The sequence below is a fragment of the Bradyrhizobium sp. LjRoot220 genome, assembly GCF_964252915.1.
Taxonomy (GTDB): domain Bacteria; phylum Pseudomonadota; class Alphaproteobacteria; order Rhizobiales; family Xanthobacteraceae; genus Bradyrhizobium.
In genome coordinates this window covers 1,077,683-1,093,288 of record NZ_CAXUPS020000001.1, presented here as the reverse complement: position 1 = coordinate 1,093,288, position 15,606 = coordinate 1,077,683, and the positions used below count along the sequence as shown (strand labels likewise).

Annotated in this window: 17 protein-coding genes; 9 read left to right on the top strand and 8 right to left on the bottom strand. The window is 62.9% G+C overall.

Features of this window, described 5'->3' with window-relative positions; translation table 11 throughout:
• Positions 1 to 112: 112 nt before the first annotated feature.
• From cimA to cysS, 3 genes are all read right to left on the bottom strand, one after another.
• On the bottom strand, positions 113 to 1,711 hold the full coding sequence (gene cimA / locus ACSQ84_RS04550; protein ID WP_436210425.1) for a citramalate synthase: 1,599 nt from the start codon (positions 1,709 to 1,711) through the stop codon (positions 113 to 115).
• Positions 1,708 to 2,217, bottom strand: coding sequence for a GNAT family N-acetyltransferase (locus ACSQ84_RS04545; protein WP_436210424.1), 510 nt, complete (start codon positions 2,215 to 2,217; stop codon positions 1,708 to 1,710). The genes cimA and ACSQ84_RS04545 overlap by 4 nt, the downstream gene beginning before the upstream one ends.
• A gap of 117 nt (positions 2,218 to 2,334) precedes the next feature.
• Positions 2,335 to 3,750, bottom strand: coding sequence for a cysteine--tRNA ligase (gene cysS, locus ACSQ84_RS04540; protein ID WP_436210423.1), 1,416 nt, complete (start codon positions 3,748 to 3,750; stop codon positions 2,335 to 2,337).
• Positions 3,751 to 4,037: 287 nt separating this feature from the next.
• Between cysS and ACSQ84_RS04535 the strand changes: the two genes are divergently transcribed.
• Together ACSQ84_RS04535 and ACSQ84_RS04530 are read left to right on the top strand one after the other, a co-directional pair.
• Positions 4,038 to 4,346 (top strand): hypothetical protein, encoded by a 309-nt coding sequence (locus ACSQ84_RS04535; protein WP_436210422.1) that lies wholly within the window; start codon positions 4,038 to 4,040, stop codon positions 4,344 to 4,346.
• 167 nt (positions 4,347 to 4,513) lie between these two features.
• Complete coding sequence (locus ACSQ84_RS04530) at positions 4,514 to 5,731, top strand: DUF2865 domain-containing protein (RefSeq protein WP_436210421.1); 1,218 nt, start codon at positions 4,514 to 4,516, stop codon at positions 5,729 to 5,731.
• Here the strand turns inward: ACSQ84_RS04530 and ACSQ84_RS04525 are convergent, their stop codons facing one another.
• From ACSQ84_RS04525 to ACSQ84_RS04515, 3 genes are read right to left on the bottom strand one after another with little or no spacing between them, the layout of a single operon-like run.
• On the bottom strand, positions 5,732 to 7,483 hold the full coding sequence (locus ACSQ84_RS04525) for an NAD+ synthase (RefSeq protein WP_436210420.1): 1,752 nt from the start codon (positions 7,481 to 7,483) through the stop codon (positions 5,732 to 5,734).
• 44 nt (positions 7,484 to 7,527) lie between these two features.
• Positions 7,528 to 7,881 (bottom strand): diacylglycerol kinase, encoded by a 354-nt coding sequence (locus tag ACSQ84_RS04520; RefSeq protein WP_436210419.1) that lies wholly within the window; start codon positions 7,879 to 7,881, stop codon positions 7,528 to 7,530.
• A 1-nt stretch (position 7,882) separates the two neighbouring features.
• Positions 7,883 to 9,271, bottom strand: coding sequence for a class II 3-deoxy-7-phosphoheptulonate synthase (locus tag ACSQ84_RS04515; protein WP_436210418.1), 1,389 nt, complete (start codon positions 9,269 to 9,271; stop codon positions 7,883 to 7,885).
• 175 nt (positions 9,272 to 9,446) lie between these two features.
• Between ACSQ84_RS04515 and ACSQ84_RS04510 the strand changes: the two genes are divergently transcribed.
• From ACSQ84_RS04510 to ACSQ84_RS04500, 3 genes are all read left to right on the top strand, one after another.
• On the top strand, positions 9,447 to 10,352 hold the full coding sequence (locus ACSQ84_RS04510) for an alpha/beta hydrolase family protein (protein WP_436210417.1): 906 nt from the start codon (positions 9,447 to 9,449) through the stop codon (positions 10,350 to 10,352).
• Positions 10,353 to 10,998: 646 nt separating this feature from the next.
• Complete coding sequence (locus ACSQ84_RS04505; protein ID WP_436210416.1) at positions 10,999 to 11,196, top strand: hypothetical protein; 198 nt, start codon at positions 10,999 to 11,001, stop codon at positions 11,194 to 11,196.
• Positions 11,197 to 11,723: 527 nt separating this feature from the next.
• Entirely contained in the window at positions 11,724 to 11,903 is a 180-nt protein-coding gene (locus tag ACSQ84_RS04500) for a hypothetical protein (RefSeq protein WP_436210415.1), read from the top strand.
• A 110-nt stretch (positions 11,904 to 12,013) separates the two neighbouring features.
• Here the strand turns inward: ACSQ84_RS04500 and ACSQ84_RS04495 are convergent, their stop codons facing one another.
• A complete protein-coding gene (locus tag ACSQ84_RS04495; RefSeq protein ID WP_436210414.1) occupies positions 12,014 to 12,388 on the bottom strand; it encodes a PilZ domain-containing protein in 375 nt (124 codons plus the stop codon).
• A 257-nt stretch (positions 12,389 to 12,645) separates the two neighbouring features.
• Between ACSQ84_RS04495 and ACSQ84_RS04490 the strand changes: the two genes are divergently transcribed.
• The 4 genes from ACSQ84_RS04490 (at position 12,646) to ACSQ84_RS04475 (ending at position 14,664) form a co-directional block, all read left to right on the top strand.
• The gene (locus tag ACSQ84_RS04490; protein WP_436210413.1) at positions 12,646 to 12,831 is read left to right on the top strand and encodes a hypothetical protein; all 186 of its coding nucleotides are present in this window, start codon (positions 12,646 to 12,648) and stop codon (positions 12,829 to 12,831) included.
• 82 nt (positions 12,832 to 12,913) lie between these two features.
• The gene (locus ACSQ84_RS04485; protein ID WP_436210412.1) at positions 12,914 to 13,144 is read left to right on the top strand and encodes a hypothetical protein; all 231 of its coding nucleotides are present in this window, start codon (positions 12,914 to 12,916) and stop codon (positions 13,142 to 13,144) included.
• 170 nt (positions 13,145 to 13,314) lie between these two features.
• The gene (locus tag ACSQ84_RS04480) at positions 13,315 to 13,638 is read left to right on the top strand and encodes a hypothetical protein (RefSeq protein WP_436210411.1); all 324 of its coding nucleotides are present in this window, start codon (positions 13,315 to 13,317) and stop codon (positions 13,636 to 13,638) included.
• Positions 13,639 to 13,899: 261 nt separating this feature from the next.
• Positions 13,900 to 14,664 (top strand): outer membrane protein, encoded by a 765-nt coding sequence (locus tag ACSQ84_RS04475; protein WP_436210410.1) that lies wholly within the window; start codon positions 13,900 to 13,902, stop codon positions 14,662 to 14,664.
• A 213-nt stretch (positions 14,665 to 14,877) separates the two neighbouring features.
• On the opposite strand, the gene ACSQ84_RS04470 is transcribed toward ACSQ84_RS04475, so the two are convergent.
• Complete coding sequence (locus tag ACSQ84_RS04470; protein ID WP_436210409.1) at positions 14,878 to 15,525, bottom strand: GNAT family N-acetyltransferase; 648 nt, start codon at positions 15,523 to 15,525, stop codon at positions 14,878 to 14,880.
• Positions 15,526 to 15,606: the final 81 nt, after the last annotated feature.

The following is a 15,606-nucleotide window of genomic DNA, read 5'->3' as shown; positions in this document are numbered from 1 at the left end:
CAACGTCATTGCGAGGAGCACTTGCGACGAAGCAATCCATGCTTTCTTCGCGGCACGATGGATTGCTTCGCTGCGCTCGCAATGACGGCGCTTATTGGCATGCGGCGAACCCTCACACCGGCGCGCCTGATTTCACCAGTTTGTAGACCACCGAATCCATCAGCGCCTGGAACGAGGCGTCGATGATGTTCGGCGACACACCGACCGTAATCCAGCTATCGCCGTTTTCATCCTCGCTCTCGATCAGCACCCGCGTCACCGCTTCCGTTCCGCCATTGAGGATACGCACGCGGTAGTCGATCAGCTTGAGGCCTTCGATGTATTTCTGGTACTTGCCGAGGTCCTTGCGCAACGCGACGTCGAGTGCGTTGACGGGGCCGTTGCCTTCCGCCGCCGAGATCAGCCGCTCGCCGGCGACGTCGACCTTCACCACCGCGAGCGCCACCGTGACGCGCTGGCCGTGGGAATTGTAGCGCTGCTCGACATTGACATCGAACTGCTCGACCCGGAAATATTCCGGCACCCGGCCGAGCGTGCGCCGCGCCAGCAGATCGAACGACGCGTTGGCGGACTCATAGGCGTAACCCGCGGCCTCGCGCTCCTTCAGTTCATCGACCAGCCGCGCCAGCTTCGGGTCGCTTTTCTCGTAAGGAATGCCGGCGCGGTCGAGTTCGGCCATCACATTGGAGCGGCCGGCCTGATCGGACACCAGCACCTTGCGATGGTTGCCGACCAGTTCGGGCAATACATGCTCATAGGTGTGCGGGTCCTTCATGACCGCGGAAGCATGGATGCCCGTCTTGGTCACGAAGGCGCTTTCGCCGACATAGGCGGCATGGCGGTTCGGCGCGCGGTTCAGCATGTCGTCGAGCGTCCGCGACACCTTCATCAGCGTCGCCATCTTCTCAGTGGTGACGCCGATCTCGAAAGCGTCGGAGAACTCGTTCTTCAGCCGCAAGGTCGGGATCAGCGAACAGAGATTGGCGTTGCCGCAGCGCTCGCCGAGGCCGTTCAGCGTGCCCTGGATCTGCCGCGCCCCGGCGCGCACCGCGGCGAGCGAATTCGCGACCGCCTGCTCGGTGTCGTTATGGGCGTGGATGCCGACGTTGCCGCCCGGGATATGCTTGATGACCTCGCCGACGATGGTCTCGACTTCATGCGGCATGGTGCCGCCATTGGTGTCGCACAGCACCACCCAGCGCGCGCCGGACTCATACGCGGCCCTGGCGCAGGCCAGCGCGAACTCGGCATTCTCCTTGTAGCCGTCGAAGAAGTGCTCGCAATCGACCATCACCTCGCGCCCCGCGGCCTTGGCGGCACTGACGCTGTCGCGGATCGAGGCGAGGTTTTCCTCATTGGTGGTTTCGAGCGCGACGCGCACCTGATAGGCCGAGGCTTTCGCGACAAAGCAGATCGCATCGGCCTTGGCTTCGATCAGCGCCGCCAGCCCCGGATCGTTGGAGGCCGAGCGGCCGGGACGGCGCGTCATGCCGAACGCGGTGAAGCGGGCATGGTCGAGTTTTGGTTTGGTCGCAAAAAACTCGGTGTCGGTCGGATTGGCGCCGGGGTAGCCGCCTTCGACATAATCGATGCCGAGTTCGTCGAGCATGCCGGCGATGATCTGCTTGTCATGCAGCGTGAAATCGACGCCGTTGGTCTGCGCGCCGTCGCGCAGCGTGGTGTCGAACAGATAGAGGCGTTCGCGGCTCATTGTGGCGCTCCTGGCGCGGCCTCGGCCAGCGTCTTCTGCATCGTGGTATTGGCGAGCCATTCGCCATTGATGGTGACAGTGTTGCGCTGCATGGCGATGTAACCGCGCTTCAGGAAGAATTCCTGCGCGTTGTCGCTGGCATCGACGGTAAGAACCTTGGCGCCGCGCCCGCCGGCGAGCTTTTCCAGCGCATCGCACAGCATGGCGCCGACACCCTGCCCGACCGCGCCCGGGTGCACGTAGAGCATCTCGATATGCGAGGCGCCCTTCAGCGAGGCAAACCCGACCGGCGAGTTCTGCAGCGTCGCGATCAGGGTCAATTCGCCGGCCAGCTTCCTGCCGAATTGCTCTTCATCGTCGGCCGCCGAGGCCCAGGCTTCCTGCTGCGCCTCGCCGTAATCGTCGCCGGTCAGTTCCTGGATCGCGGCAACGAAGATCGCCGCCACAACAGGGGTATCCGCCGCAAGGAACGGCCGCAATGCAGGCTTGGGCAACGATTGTCCCATCGCGTCAAAACACTCCAAACAGTCTCAGCACGAGCACCACCGCGGCAACGATCACCGCCCATTTGATGAAGATGTAGTAGCGCCAGTGTTTCGGGAAAGGTGTGTCGGGCTTATCCATCACGCGACCTCCCATGTCGTCACAGGTTTACCGTCGGCGTCCTTGCCGTCCTTGATAACAACGCCCATCGCGGCGAGTTCGTCACGGATGCGGTCGGACTCCTTGAAATCCTTTCGCGCCCGCGCCGCGGTACGGTCCGCGAGCAGGCGGCCAACCTGCTCTGCATCGATGCCGCTCGCCTGCTGTTTCCGGCCTTTCCAGTCGGCCGCGCTCACCGACAAGAATCCGAGCAGCCGAAGCGACGCGGCAAACTCGCCACGTTCGCGATCGCCGCCGGACGCCGCCGCATTGCGCAGCCCGTGCAGGACCGCCATGGCCTGCGCGGTATTCAGGTCGTCATAGAGGGCTTCGGTCAGGGCCGCCGACGGCTGACCGGGCTCGGCGTCGGCCGCGACGGCGTACCAATCGTCCAGCGTCCTGGCGCTTTCCTCCGCCCCCTTGGTGGTCCAGTCGAGCGGCGACCGGTAATGCGTCTTGAGCATGCTCAGGCGCAGCACCTCGCCCGGCCAATCGGCCAGCATCTCGCGGATCGTGAAGAAGTTGCCGGTTGATTTCGACATCTTCTCGCTCTCGAGCTGCAGGAAGCCGTTGTGCATCCAGACATTCGCCATGCGGTCGGAATGAAAGGCGCAGCAGGTCTGCGCGAGTTCGTTCTCATGGTGCGGAAACACCAGGTCGATGCCGCCGCCATGGATGTCGAATTTCTCGCCGAGATGTTTCCAGGCCATCGCCGAGCATTCGATGTGCCAGCCCGGGCGGCCTTCCGCCTTGATGCCGGCCGGCGATGGCCACGACGGCTCGCCCGGTTTCGCCGGTTTCCACAGCACGAAGTCGGTGTTGTCGCGCTTGTAGGGGGCGACGTCGACGCGGGCGCCGGCGATCATCTCGTCGAGCGAGCGCTTCGACAATGCGCCATAGCGCGGCATCACCGAATTTGCCGCGTTCATCGCCTGCGGCGAGAACAGCACGTGGTCTTCAGCGACATAGGCAAAGCCGCCGGCGACCAGCTTCTCGATGATCGCCCGCATTTCAGGGATATGCTCGGTCGCGCGGGGCTGCACCGTCGGGGCCAAGCAGCCGAGGGCCGCGACGTCGTCCTGATATTGCTGATAGGTCTGTTCCGTGACCTTGCGGATCGCTTCGTTCAGCGGCACGCCGGGATAGTCGCGCGCGGCGCGCACGTTGATCTTGTCGTCGACGTCGGTGACGTTGCGCACGTAGGTCACATGATCGGCGCCATAACGATGGCGCAGCACGCGGAACAGCACGTCGAACACGATCGCGGCGCGACCATTGCCGATATGGGCGAAGTCATAGACTGTCGGTCCGCAGGCATAGATGCGGACGTTACCTGAATCGATCGGCTCGAACGGCCGCTTTTCCTTCGTCAACGTATCGTAGAGTCGTAATGGCATGGATATCCGTCCGTTACGGCCGGGCGTCCAGTGATCTCGTTTTGAGAAAAGACGGCCTCAGCCAGCGAATCGCTAGCTAATAATCTCGCGGCAAATGCTGCAGATGGCGAGGAAACCGTTCATGGTTCCACCATGTCCCAGCCCGGGTGACCCCGTCAAGGCCAACTTGCGCCGGATTTTGGACCAAATTGGGCGCGAAACACCCGGCGCCGCCCTCATGGTTAATCATTATTAACCTTTTAGGTCTATTTGCGATGGGCGGTTCCCTTTTCCATTGCCGGTGCCCCATGCGATTTTCCTCAAGCATCATTGCCTGCACGTTCCTGCTCGCAGCTTCGGCCGCCAATGCCGACAGCCGCGTCTTCATCATCGCCAATCAGGCCGATGGCTACGGCATCGACCAGTGCCTCGCCAAGGGCGACAAATGCGGCGCCCATGCCGCCCGCTCCTATTGCCAGTCACGGGAATTTGCTTCCGCGACCGCCTACCGCCGCGTCGATCCTGATGAGATCACCGGGTCGGTGCCGAGGAGCGGAAACGACAGATGTACCGGCAGCGGCTGCGACGAATACGTCGCCATCACCTGCCAGCGCTGAGCCGGATCGCCGCGCTGGGCCGTGGCCGCATTGCCACACCTGCGCCGCGGAAACGACGTGACGATGCCCCGAGAAGCGGCTATGGGATGCGGCCTCGGCCGCACCATGCCGCCCTGGCCGCGCCTTTCGGCTATAAAGCCGCGCGGATTCGTTTTTGATGGCTGGATATGCCCCTGACGCTGACTACTCCCTTCTCCCAATCGATTTTGCGCTGGATTTTGACTTGCGCCGTGCTGCTTGCTGGCATCGCCGCGACGAGTTCGGCTGCGACCGCACAATCCGATCCCGCACCATCCAACATGGACGCGCGCGCGCAAATGCCCCCCGGCGCAGCGCCGCCGCAGCAGCAACAGGGCGCGCAAGCCAATCCGATCTGCATCCGGCTTGAGGGACAATTGGCGGCCGTCGACCGCGGCGCCAGCGGCGGCGATCCCGCCAAGGAAGAGCAAATCCGCCGCTACCAGGAAGCCGCAACCAAACAGCAGGCCGAGCTTGACCGCGTCACACTGCAGGCCAAGCGAATGGGCTGCGAAAGCTCCGGCTTCTTCTCGCTGTTCAACGGCCAGTCCGCGCAGTGCGGACCGGTCAATAACCAAATCCAGCAGATGCGCGGCAATCTCGAGCAGATGACGACCAGTCTCGAGCGGCTGCGCTCTGGCGGCATCGGCGGCGCCGACCGTGAAAACCAGCGCCGTTCAGTGCTGACGGCGCTCGCGCAGAACAATTGCGGGCCGCAATACGCCAATGCCGCGCGCGGACCCGGCAGCTTCATCGACAATCTGTTCGGCAACAACACGATCGCCCCGCCCAGCGCCGAACTCGGGCCGCCATCCGGCACGTTCCGCACGGTGTGCGTGCGCACCTGCGACGGCGCCTATTTCCCGGTCTCGTTCGCCACCTACCAGGCGCGCTTCCAGGACGATGAGAAGAGCTGCAAGGCGCTGTGCCCGGCCACGGAAGCTTCGCTGTTCACCTATCGCAATCCCGGCGAAGACATCAACCAGGCGGTCTCGATCAGCGGCCAGCCTTACTCGTCGCTGCCCAATGCATTCAAATTCCGCACCGAGTTCAACCCGTCCTGCGCCTGCAAGGCCGCGGGCCAGACCTGGTCGGATGCGCTGAAATCGATCGACGAGAAAGCCGCCGCCGAACAGCAGGGCGACATCATCGTCACCGAGGAGAGCGCCAGGAAGATGCAGCAGCGCGCGACGCCTCAGCAAAAGGCAGCCCCGGTCGCCAAGAAGGGTGCCGCGCCCGCAGCAGGCACCGCGGCCGCCGCGCCCGCTCCTGCCGCACCGGACCCAGCGGCGAATTCAACCGGCTCGACCGACGAGAAGAAAGCGATCCGCACCGTCGGGCCGACGTTCATTCCGCCGAAGCAATAATTAGCCGTCGAACACGTCCGCCGACGCGCGGCCCGCGCGGGCGACCAGTTTCTCGTCGGGCTTGGGCAACGCCTCGCCATTGTCGCGAAAGCGGTTGGTGATTGGATAGCGGCGGTCGCGGCCGAAATTCTTTTCGGTGACCTTGACCCCCGGCGCCGCCTGACGGCGCTTGTATTCGGCGATGTTGAGCAGACGGTCGATCCGCGTCACCACGTCGGCGGGGAAACCCGCCGCAATGATCGAGGCCAGCGGCTCCTCGCGCTCGACGAGCCGCTCCAGAATGCCGTCAAGCATCTCGTAGGGCGGCAGCGAATCCTGGTCGGTCTGGTTCTCGCGCAATTCGGCGGTCGGCGGCCGCGTGATGATGTTGACCGGGATCACCTCGCCTGACGGCCCGAGCGCGCCGTCCGGCTTCCACTCATTGCGCAGGCTCGACAGGCGGAACACTTCGGTCTTGTAGATGTCCTTGATCGGGTTGAAGCCGCCGTTCATGTCGCCATAGAGCGTGGCGTAGCCGACCGACATTTCCGACTTGTTGCCGGTCGTGACCACCATCGCGCCGGTCTTGTTCGAAAGCGCCATCAGCAGCGTGCCGCGGGCGCGCGCCTGCAGGTTTTCCTCGGTGATGTCGCGCGGCAGGCCGGCAAACGTGCCGGAGAGGATTTTTTCAAAACCATTGACGGCGTCCGCGATCGGCAGCACCTCGTAGCGGAAGCCTAATGCCGTCGCGAGTTTTGCGGCATCGTCGAGCGACTCCTGCGCGGTAAACCGGAACGGCAGCATCACGCCGCGCAGCTTGTCCGCGCCGAGCGCATCGACGGCGATTGCCGCACACAACGCGGAATCGATGCCGCCGGAGACGCCGAGCAGCACGCCGGGAAAACCGTTCTTGCGGACGTAGTCGCGCAAGCCCAGCACGCACGCCGCGTAGTCGGCCTTGTCGCCTTCGATCAGCGGCGCCACCGGCCCAACGCAGCGCCAGCCGTCGACGCCTTTGGTCCAAACCAGCGTCGTGACGTTCTCCTCGAACGCGGGCAGCTGCGCCGCCACCGAGAGATCGGCGTTCAGCGCAAACGACGCGCCGTCGAACACCAGTTCGTCCTGCCCGCCGATCTGGTTCAGATACACCAGCGGCAGCCCGCTTTCGGTAACGCGGGCGACCGCGATCGACAGCCGCAGGTCGTTCTTGTCTCGGGCGTAGGGTGAGCCGTTGGGCACGACCAGGATTTCCGCGCCGGTTTCGGCCAGGCACTCGACGACGTTTTCGTATTCTTCGGATTCTTCGAGCCAGATGTCCTCGCAGATGGGAACGCCGACGCGGATCCCCTTCACCGTCACCGGCCCCGCGGCGGGGCCGCGCGCGAACAGGCGCTTTTCGTCGAATACGCCGTAGTTCGGCAAATTGGCTTTGAAACGAAGGGCCGTGATGCGGCCGTCATCGAGCAGCGCGCAGGCATTATAGAGCTTGCCGTCCTCGACCCAGGGCGTGCCGATCAGCACCGCGGGACCCCCGCCGGCGGTCTCGCGCGCCAGTTCCTCGACCGCTGCGCGGCAGGCGGCCTGGAACGCGGGTTTCAGCACCAGATCTTCCGGCGGATAGCCGGTGATGAATAGTTCCGGCAGCACCAGCAAATCGGCGCCGTCAGCCTTCGCCTGCTGGCGCGCGGCGCGCGCTTTGGCGGCGTTGCCGGGGACGTCGCCCACGGTCGGGTTCAGCTGGGCCAGCGTAATTTTGAATTTCGGTTCGCTCATACGCCAATGGTGCCCTGCACAGGCCGAAACTTCAATCGCCCGCTTTAGAACGCGCCTATGCGTTCGGCGATGGCAAACAGCCAGAACGCGCCGGACATCAACAGTGCGACACCGACCGCGGCCGAACCCATGTCCTTGACCCGCCCGATTTGCGGATCGTGGTCGGTGGTGAGGCGGTCGGCGAGCTTTTCGATCGCCGTATTGAGTATCTCGACGACAAGAACGAACGCCACCGCCGCGACCAATTCCACCCGGCGCATCACCGTGGCGCCGATCAGCCAGGCCAGCGGCACCGACAGCGCCAGCGCACACAGTTCCTCGCGCACGGCCTGCTCCGAGCGGATCGCAAAAGCGAGTCCGTTACGCGTATTGATCGTGGCACGCCAAAGTCGCAGCAAGTCAGAAACCCGCTACGGCCGGCATCGGTTTGACCTTGCCGGCGCGTTCCTGCTTGAGCAGTTCGGCGATCAGGAAGGCCATATCGATCGATTGTTCGGCGTTCAGACGGGGATCGCAGACCGTGTGATAGCGGTCGTTGAGGTCCTCGTCGGTGATGGCGCGCGCGCCGCCAATACATTCGGTGACGTCCTGCCCGGTCATTTCCAGATGAATGCCGCCGGCGTGGGTGCCTTCCGCCTGATGGATGGCAAAGAACGACTTCACTTCCGACAATATCCGGTCGAACGGCCGGGTCTTGTAGCCCGAATTGGAGGTGATGGTGTTGCCGTGCATCGGATCGCACGACCAGACCACGACACGTCCCTCGCGCTGCACCGCGCGGATCAGCGGCGCCAGGTGATCGCCGACCTTGTCCGAACCGAAGCGGTTGATCAGCGTCAGCCGTCCCGGCTCGTTGTCGGGGTTGAGGATGTCGATCAGCTTCAGGAGTTCATCGGGCTTGAGCGACGGACCGCATTTCAGGCCGATCGGATTCCTGATGCCGCGGAAATATTCGACATGGCCATGGTCGAGCTGGCGGGTGCGGTCGCCGATCCAGATCATGTGGCCCGAGGTCGCGTACCAGTCGCCGGTGGTGGAATCGACGCGGGTGAAGGCCTGCTCATAGCCCAAGAGCAACGCCTCGTGGCTGGTGTAGAAATCGGTGGCGCGCAGCTCCGGATGGCTTTCGAGATCGAGGCCGCAGGCGCGCATGAAATTCAGCGCATCCGAAATACGGTCGGCCAGCTCCTTGTAGCGCCGCGACTGCGGCGAATCCTTCAGGAAGCCCAGCATCCACTGATGCACGCTGCCGAGATTGGCAAAGCCGCCGGTCGCGAATGCGCGCAAGAGATTGAGCGTCGCCGCCGATTGCCGATACGCCATCAACTGGCGCTGCGGATCGGGGGTGCGCGCTTCCGGCGTGAACGCGAAGTCGTTGACGATGTCGCCGCGATAGCTCGGCAGCTCGACGCCGCCAATCTTTTCGGTGTTCGACGAACGCGGTTTTGCAAATTGCCCGGCGATGCGGCCGACCTTCACCACCGGCAATGCGCCGGCATAGGTCAGCACGACGGCCATCTGCAGCAGCACGCGGAAGAAATCGCGGATGTTGTTGGCGCCGTGCTCGGCAAAGCTCTCGGCGCAATCGCCGCCCTGCAGCAGGAAGGCTTCGCCGGCGGCGACGCGCGCCAGTGACTTCTTCAGATTGCGGGCCTCGCCGGCAAATACCAGCGGCGGAAACGTAGCCAATTGCGCCTCGACATCGGCCAATGCCTTGGCATCGGGATAATCGGGCACCTGCAGCACCGGCTTGGCGCGCCAGCTATCGGGTGTCCACCGCTCGGACATGTCGTTAACTCCTGAGCAAAAACCGCGACTTATGCGCGGTTACGAAGGGCCGGGTTATACACAGGGCGCTGGCCAACCGCCAGTTAGATTTCCGCCTTTCCAGTCAAGCCCTTGCGGCAAAAGCCGAATTCGCATTTATAGGGCCGGATCGCGAAAGCGAGGAAGGAAATCGCGGGTGGCCGAGCCGGGGCTGGACGACGTATTCATCGACGATATCACGCTTCCCGCCGCGGATGGCTATCCGCTGGGGGCGACGCTGTTTTTGCCGCGCGGAGCCAAGCGCCACGCCGTGCTGATCAACTCGGCCACCGCGGTTCACCGTAAGGTCTATCGCGGTTTTGCCGGCTATCTCGCGAAGCGCGGCTGCGCGGTGCTGACCTATGATTATCGCGGCACCGGCGATAGCAGGCAGAAGTCGATGACCGGCTACAACCAGGCCAAATCGCTGGTCGGCTTCAAGGCCTCGATGTCGGACTGGGCGGCGCAGGATGTCACCTCCGCCGTGGCCTGGATGCGCGAGCGCTACAAGGCGTTGCCGTTCGCCTATGTCGGGCACTCCTTCGGCGGCCAGGCGCTGGGCTTGCTGCCCAACAACACCGAGATTTCGCGCGCGCTGTTTATCGCAGCGCAAGCCGGCTACTGGAAATTGATGGCGGTGCCGGAGCGCTATCGCGTCTACGCGATGCTGAATTTCGCCGGCGTCCCCCTCACCCGAGCGTTCGGCTACACGCCGGGCTGGATGGGCCTCGGCATGGACCTGCCGAAGGATATGTTCCTGCAATGGGTCTCCTGGGTCATGAGCCCGCGCTACCTGTTCGACGACAAGAATCTGGCGGCCTTGCAAAATTTTCCGAAGTACAAGGGCGCGTTGCGCGCGCTGTGCATGTCCGACGATCCCTGGGCGACGCGCCCAGCGGTGGAATTGCTGTGCTCGGGTTTTACGTCGATCAAGCCCGAGATCATCACCGTGATGCCAAAGGACACCGGCGCCAGCCGGATCGGCCACTTCGGATTTTTTCGGCCCGAGCATCGCGACACGCTGTGGCGCGGCGCCGCGGAATGGATCGAGGCGGCGGAGTAGCCCGGCGCATTGCGCCGATTTGTCGTTGTCGTCCCTGCGAACGCCGATGCGCAATTGCGCATCGGGGGACCCATACCGCGTGATCTCTCGGCGAAGCTTCGGTAGCAGAGACCTTTCGCAAAATTTCTCCCTGTGGTTATGGGTCCCGGCTCAAGGCCGGGACGACGGCGGTGTTTGTTCTTGCACCGTGGTCCAAACACACCTTCGCATTCTCGCGACGCGATGCGCCCGAGCTTTGCTGGAAACTTCCCGCCCTCCTCAACAGAGGGCGCAGGGAAGACCGGGTGCGCGCTGCACCCGCGGTGGGGCTTGACACGACTTCCGAAAACCAGAACTCAATTGCCCAGCTCCCGCCTTCCTCCTTCGCTCTTCGAGCTACGGCGGGACACGTCGCTCGTTGAGCTACGGCGGACAAGTCGCCAAGGCTAGTGCGGCCGTCGGGTTGTTTTGTCGCAGCCAGATGCCGCGCCTTCCCTGCCTGGCAAGGGCGAATTTTGCCTGCGCACCATCGCAAGCCCGTGGCGAAGCCGACAGCGCTGGCATCCTGCTCTGTGCCGGCCGTCACAGCCGCCCAGACGCACCTTGGGTATTTTCATCACCATCAACGGTCGCTGTTGACCGTCACTCAAAACAAAGGGAGCATGAAATGAACACCACCAACATTCGCGAACTGATTGTTGCCGAGTTGAACCAGGTTTCCGGCGGAGTGGATGGGACCGGGAATTGGCAGGGCTGTACCAATGGCCCGGCTGGCGAGGGCGTCTATCCCTGGTACGTCAAGTGCGACTACACCAACGCCGAATTCGTCCGAGACATTATCCGCTTTGGCGGTGGACGGAGTTAAAAAAGGGGGCCGGACTTTCCGGCTCCTTTTTCATCGCCCGGGCGCGTCGGAATATGCCCCCGGCCACAAGATGCAGTTGCTGCGCTTGCGCGCGACGCGACGCAGCGCGCGTTCGATGGGGTCAACCTGTCTCTCCCCGTCATTGCGAGCGAAGCGAAGCAATCCATCTGGCGGCATAACGGATGGGTGGATTGCTTCGTCGAAAGTGCTCCTCGCAATGACGAGGGTCCAGCGCTGCTGTGTAGGATTGGAGCCGAAGGCGTAATCCGCCATCCTCGGCCAACCAATGTACCAATCACCGTCGCTCACCAAACTTGCTGCTCACCTCACCGGCTCCACCCAGATGCTCCCAAAAGCGACGCTGCCAGACAGCGGACAGGTCGCCAAAGGCTACGCCGGGCGCTGCCATCGGCTAATTTGCGTACCGCAACGTGACGGCCATCACAGCCAGACACAACGCCCACCGCTTATGGCTGCGACCGAGATCGCAAGGGATGGTCCCTTCTACGTCGCAGCAGGAGAGAAGCATGGATACGCCGAAAATTGCCACGAGCACGCAGAATGAAATCAGCGCTGACGAATTCACGGCTGTAGAATTGGACGCCGTGTCGGGCGGTAAGCCGGGTCTCGACCGAGCCACCTACGAGTGGCTCAAGGCGAATTACTTTCCTTTTATGTTCAAGACCTCGACCAGGAACGTTTGTTGAAGCTGCTGACGCCCCGGATGTAGCTCTGCTCATCGGGCTTCGCTTGCTGATTTGCCGACGAGCGGCTCAGTTCGGGCTTGCCCGAGTTCACCAATGTGGGGGACGGCGGCTTACACTTCCGCCTTCGTTCGCTGAGCTGTATCGAACAGATCCGCCTGCGCCTGGGTCTCTACAGCGGGCGCGTCGTTGATCGGGCCTGCGCTTGCTTCGCCGGCGCTCAAAAACTTGATGCCATAGGTCTTGCCGCGGCGCCAGACGACTTCGCAGGATTGATGCTTTGGTCGATCGCGCACCAGCGCGAGGCCGAACTTGTCGCGGACGTCGATCGCGACATCGGTCACGATCCTTGCGCCGCCGGGCGAGACGTCGAGCACAAAGCATTCGCGGTTGGTCAAGCCGTCGTCGACCGTCATCCACGCCGGCTGCTTGTGCAGCTGGCGGCGCGGTTCGCGCACAACCTTTGTCTTCGGCGCATCAACAATCACGGGTGCATCCGTTGCAGGCTTCAGCAAGCGGCCAATTTGAAGGTGACCCCGTAAGGTTCCCTTAGCGCATTGAATCGAAATTTATGGATTTGCCCGACGATGTTGAACCAAGGCGCATTAACCAACGGGACCGCGCGTCGCGGGAAGCATCGCCCGCGCCGCATGCATTGTGACGTCGGTCACGGTAGCGAACCTGCCGCTGTGGTCCTCTTTTCCTCATCGCAGATGGCCTTGCCGCCAATGAACCGGAGACTGACATGAAGACCGACAATCGCGAACTCAACACCAGCGAACTTGAAGCCGTGAACGGCGGCATGAAGTGGACGCCGGGTACCAAGAATCCCGACGTGATCGACGCCCGCGGCGGCCAGTTCTCGTGTCTCGGGCTTACCTTCACCTTCGATATCAAGGGTAACCTCAGCAGCGTCGGTACCAAGCCGTGAATCCCGACGCGGCTGAAGGCGTGGATCTCCCATGCGGCCGCCGCACGCAGGAACTGATGGTTCTCACAGGCGTTTTGTACCCATGACCGAGCCAATACCATTGCTGATGGAAAATTCGATCGAGATCGCCTGGGATTATCTCGAGCGGACCGGCGAACTCGGCGATGCCGAGATCGCGGCGCGATTCTTGTCGGATGCCATCGAGATCATGATCCTGCGCGGCGAAACGCGAAAGCTGATGCTCGCGAACCGCGCGATCGACGCTTACAAGCGGTTCAAGGCCGAGCATTACCCGTTGTCGCTGGTCTCCTGAGCGCATCTGCCAATCAGGGCGCACGAGCAGCGCGATAGGCGGGGAGTAACACCCGTGCGGCCATGACGGGTGTCGCCCGTATCGACAATTAGCCGAAGGTCCTGATGTCGCCGTAGGAACAAACGCTTTGCCTCAAACTTGATTCATCGCCTCCACGGAGCGTTCAGGCCATGAATGGAATACCGTCAACCGTACCCTATGGCGCCGATCAAACCCTGTATCTGGTGATGGATACGGTCGGACCGAAGGGTCTGGAGCTTCAGAATCCGATCGAGCGGCCCGATCTCGATTCCGTGATCACCGATCTGATGCTGGCGCGTTTCAACAACCCGATCGGCATCTACGCCTTCAACACGCTCGAACACTGGACTGCCGACATCTCCAAAAATGTCGCAGAGGAAATTCAGTGCCGCTGTGATATCGAAGGAGCTCCGGTGCCGGCGCATCTCGAAGACTTTATTGCCAATAGTCTGAGCGATCGCCGAGCAAGATAGGAGCGCCAATGAACTGGATTTATTGGAATACGTTCTGCTCGCTGCTCGTCAGCTCGATCTGGTTCATGACGATCGTTTCGCATCCTGACTCCGTCGTCGTAGACAGGCATCGGTCCAAGCCGCCCGCGCCCCGGCGGTAGACGGCGCTGCCCAAAAAGCAGGCGCCTTGCTCTCGAATCCCAGGAGGTGTTGCCCAAACGGTACAGACCCGGCGACGGCGGCCGCTATAGTCAGGCTTTCAACGTTTGATTGAGAGCCGTGATGAAGAAATTGCTCCTCGCCACCTCCGCCCTCGCCCTCGCGGGATCCGCAAACGCCGCCGATATGCCGGCGCGCATAGCGGTGAAGTCTCCCATCGTCGCGGCCATTCCCTTCACCTGGACCGGATGCTATGTCGGCGCCCATGCCGGCTATGGCTGGGGCCGCGAGAACTTCAACGACATCCTCGGCAATTTCAGCGCGGCTCCCGGCGACAATCTCCGAATCAAGTCGGAAGGCGCCATCGTCGGCGGCCAGCTCGGCTGCAACTACCAGGTCGCCAGCAACTGGGTGATCGGCGTCGAGGGCATGGGCGCCTGGACCGACATCAAGGGCAGCGCCCCCGACCTCGTGTTCGGCACCAAGAACCTGTCGTCAAAAACCGAAGCGCTGGCCAGCATCACCGGCCGCCTCGGCTACAGCTTCGATCGCGTGCTGTTCTACGGCAAGGGCGGCGGCGCCTTCGCGCGCGACCGCTATCAGGAGAACACGCCGGGATTCCTGCCGTTCATCGGTCCGAACGTGTTCACCGCCAGGACGGACCGCTTCGGCTGGACACTGGGCGCCGGCGTGGAATGGGCTTTCGCGAACAACTGGTCCGCCAAGCTCGAATACAATCACTATGATTTCGGCACCAAAGGCGTGAACCTGACTGATGCTACCGGGATCATCATCCCCATCAATGTGTCGCAGCGGATCGACACCGTGACGGTCGGTATCAACTACCGGTTCTGGGCGCCGCAAAGCGCAGTTGTCGCGCGGTATTGATTTAGCGAGCTAGCTCCGGTCTCGGCTTCACCTCTCCCGCTTGCGGGGTCGAGACGAGCGAAGCTCGCTCTTAGGTCGGATCACATCGTTAGATGTGATCCGGGTGGGGGCTCTCTCCACACGAACACTCTGACTCGCGGCAACACCCCCACCCCGCCCTCCCCCGCAAGCGCGGGAGAGGGAGCGCACCGCCCGCGTGGGTGCAGCCCGTACTCACTTCCGCCCCGGCGCGCCCTTCTCGGCGTCCGCCAACCGGCGCAGGATGCGTTTGCCGAGTCCGGTCAGGCGAAAGGCGCGATAGGATTCGCGCGTCCATACCACCGACTTCACGTCCAGCATCGATCCATCCGCGCTCGATTTGATCTGGCCTGAGGCTGCTTCATCGAGTTCCCAGCCCATCTTGAGCAGGTACTGCAAGGTGAGGTTGTTGCGCGCCAGCACCGAGGCGCGCACCCGCGCCATGTTTTCCTTGTCGAAAAGAAAATCGAGCGTGGAGACGAAGGCATCCGTGGTGGCGCCGCGGTTTCGGTGTTCGGGCTCGCCAATGATCGCGTTGACCAGCGCTTCGCGGCTCGCATAATCGAGGTCGATCCGGATGATCCCGACATGGACGCGCGTGCCGCGCTCGAAGATGCCGAGCATCAGATGCGTGCGCTGGTCGGACGCCTTGATGTAGCCGGCGATATCATCCTTGGTCAGGGCACGGGGCGCGAGGTTGAGCGCCTCGACCACCCAGGGATCGTTCAGCCACTGCGCCCAGCGCTCGGACGCATCCTCGCGCCGGACCGTGCGCGCAAAGTAGCGGCCGCACTGAAACCAGAGCTCTTTCCTGGTGGGCCGCTTCTGGCCGGAAGACTGCATGAACGCCCCGAACACGTGACTGAGTTCGAAGATTGTAGGCGGTCAGCGCCAAGACGTCGATGCAGGGAAACGTAACGGCAC

Bases quoted from the DNA above. Each gene is read 5' to 3' on its own strand.
- ACSQ84_RS04500 (WP_436210415.1), top strand. From the start codon at position 11,724: ATGGATACGCCGAAAATTGCCACGAGCACGCAGAATGAAATCAGCGCT.
- ACSQ84_RS04470 (WP_436210409.1), bottom strand. From the start codon at position 15,525: ATGCAGTCTTCCGGCCAGAAGCGGCCCACCAGGAAAGAGCTCTGGTTT.
- ACSQ84_RS04525 (WP_436210420.1), bottom strand. From the start codon at position 7,483: ATGAGCGAACCGAAATTCAAAATTACGCTGGCCCAGCTGAACCCGACC.
- ACSQ84_RS04485 (WP_436210412.1), top strand. From the start codon at position 12,914: ATGACCGAGCCAATACCATTGCTGATGGAAAATTCGATCGAGATCGCC.
- cysS (WP_436210423.1), bottom strand. From the start codon at position 3,750: ATGCCATTACGACTCTACGATACGTTGACGAAGGAAAAGCGGCCGTTC.
- ACSQ84_RS04480 (WP_436210411.1), top strand. From the start codon at position 13,315: ATGAATGGAATACCGTCAACCGTACCCTATGGCGCCGATCAAACCCTG.
- ACSQ84_RS04545 (WP_436210424.1), bottom strand. From the start codon at position 2,217: ATGGGACAATCGTTGCCCAAGCCTGCATTGCGGCCGTTCCTTGCGGCG.
- ACSQ84_RS04490 (WP_436210413.1), top strand. From the start codon at position 12,646: ATGAAGACCGACAATCGCGAACTCAACACCAGCGAACTTGAAGCCGTG.
- ACSQ84_RS04535 (WP_436210422.1), top strand. From the start codon at position 4,038: ATGCGATTTTCCTCAAGCATCATTGCCTGCACGTTCCTGCTCGCAGCT.
- ACSQ84_RS04530 (WP_436210421.1), top strand. From the start codon at position 4,514: ATGCCCCTGACGCTGACTACTCCCTTCTCCCAATCGATTTTGCGCTGG.
- cimA (WP_436210425.1), bottom strand. From the start codon at position 1,711: ATGAGCCGCGAACGCCTCTATCTGTTCGACACCACGCTGCGCGACGGC.
- ACSQ84_RS04515 (WP_436210418.1), bottom strand. From the start codon at position 9,271: ATGTCCGAGCGGTGGACACCCGATAGCTGGCGCGCCAAGCCGGTGCTG.
- ACSQ84_RS04475 (WP_436210410.1), top strand. From the start codon at position 13,900: ATGAAGAAATTGCTCCTCGCCACCTCCGCCCTCGCCCTCGCGGGATCC.
- ACSQ84_RS04505 (WP_436210416.1), top strand. From the start codon at position 10,999: ATGAACACCACCAACATTCGCGAACTGATTGTTGCCGAGTTGAACCAG.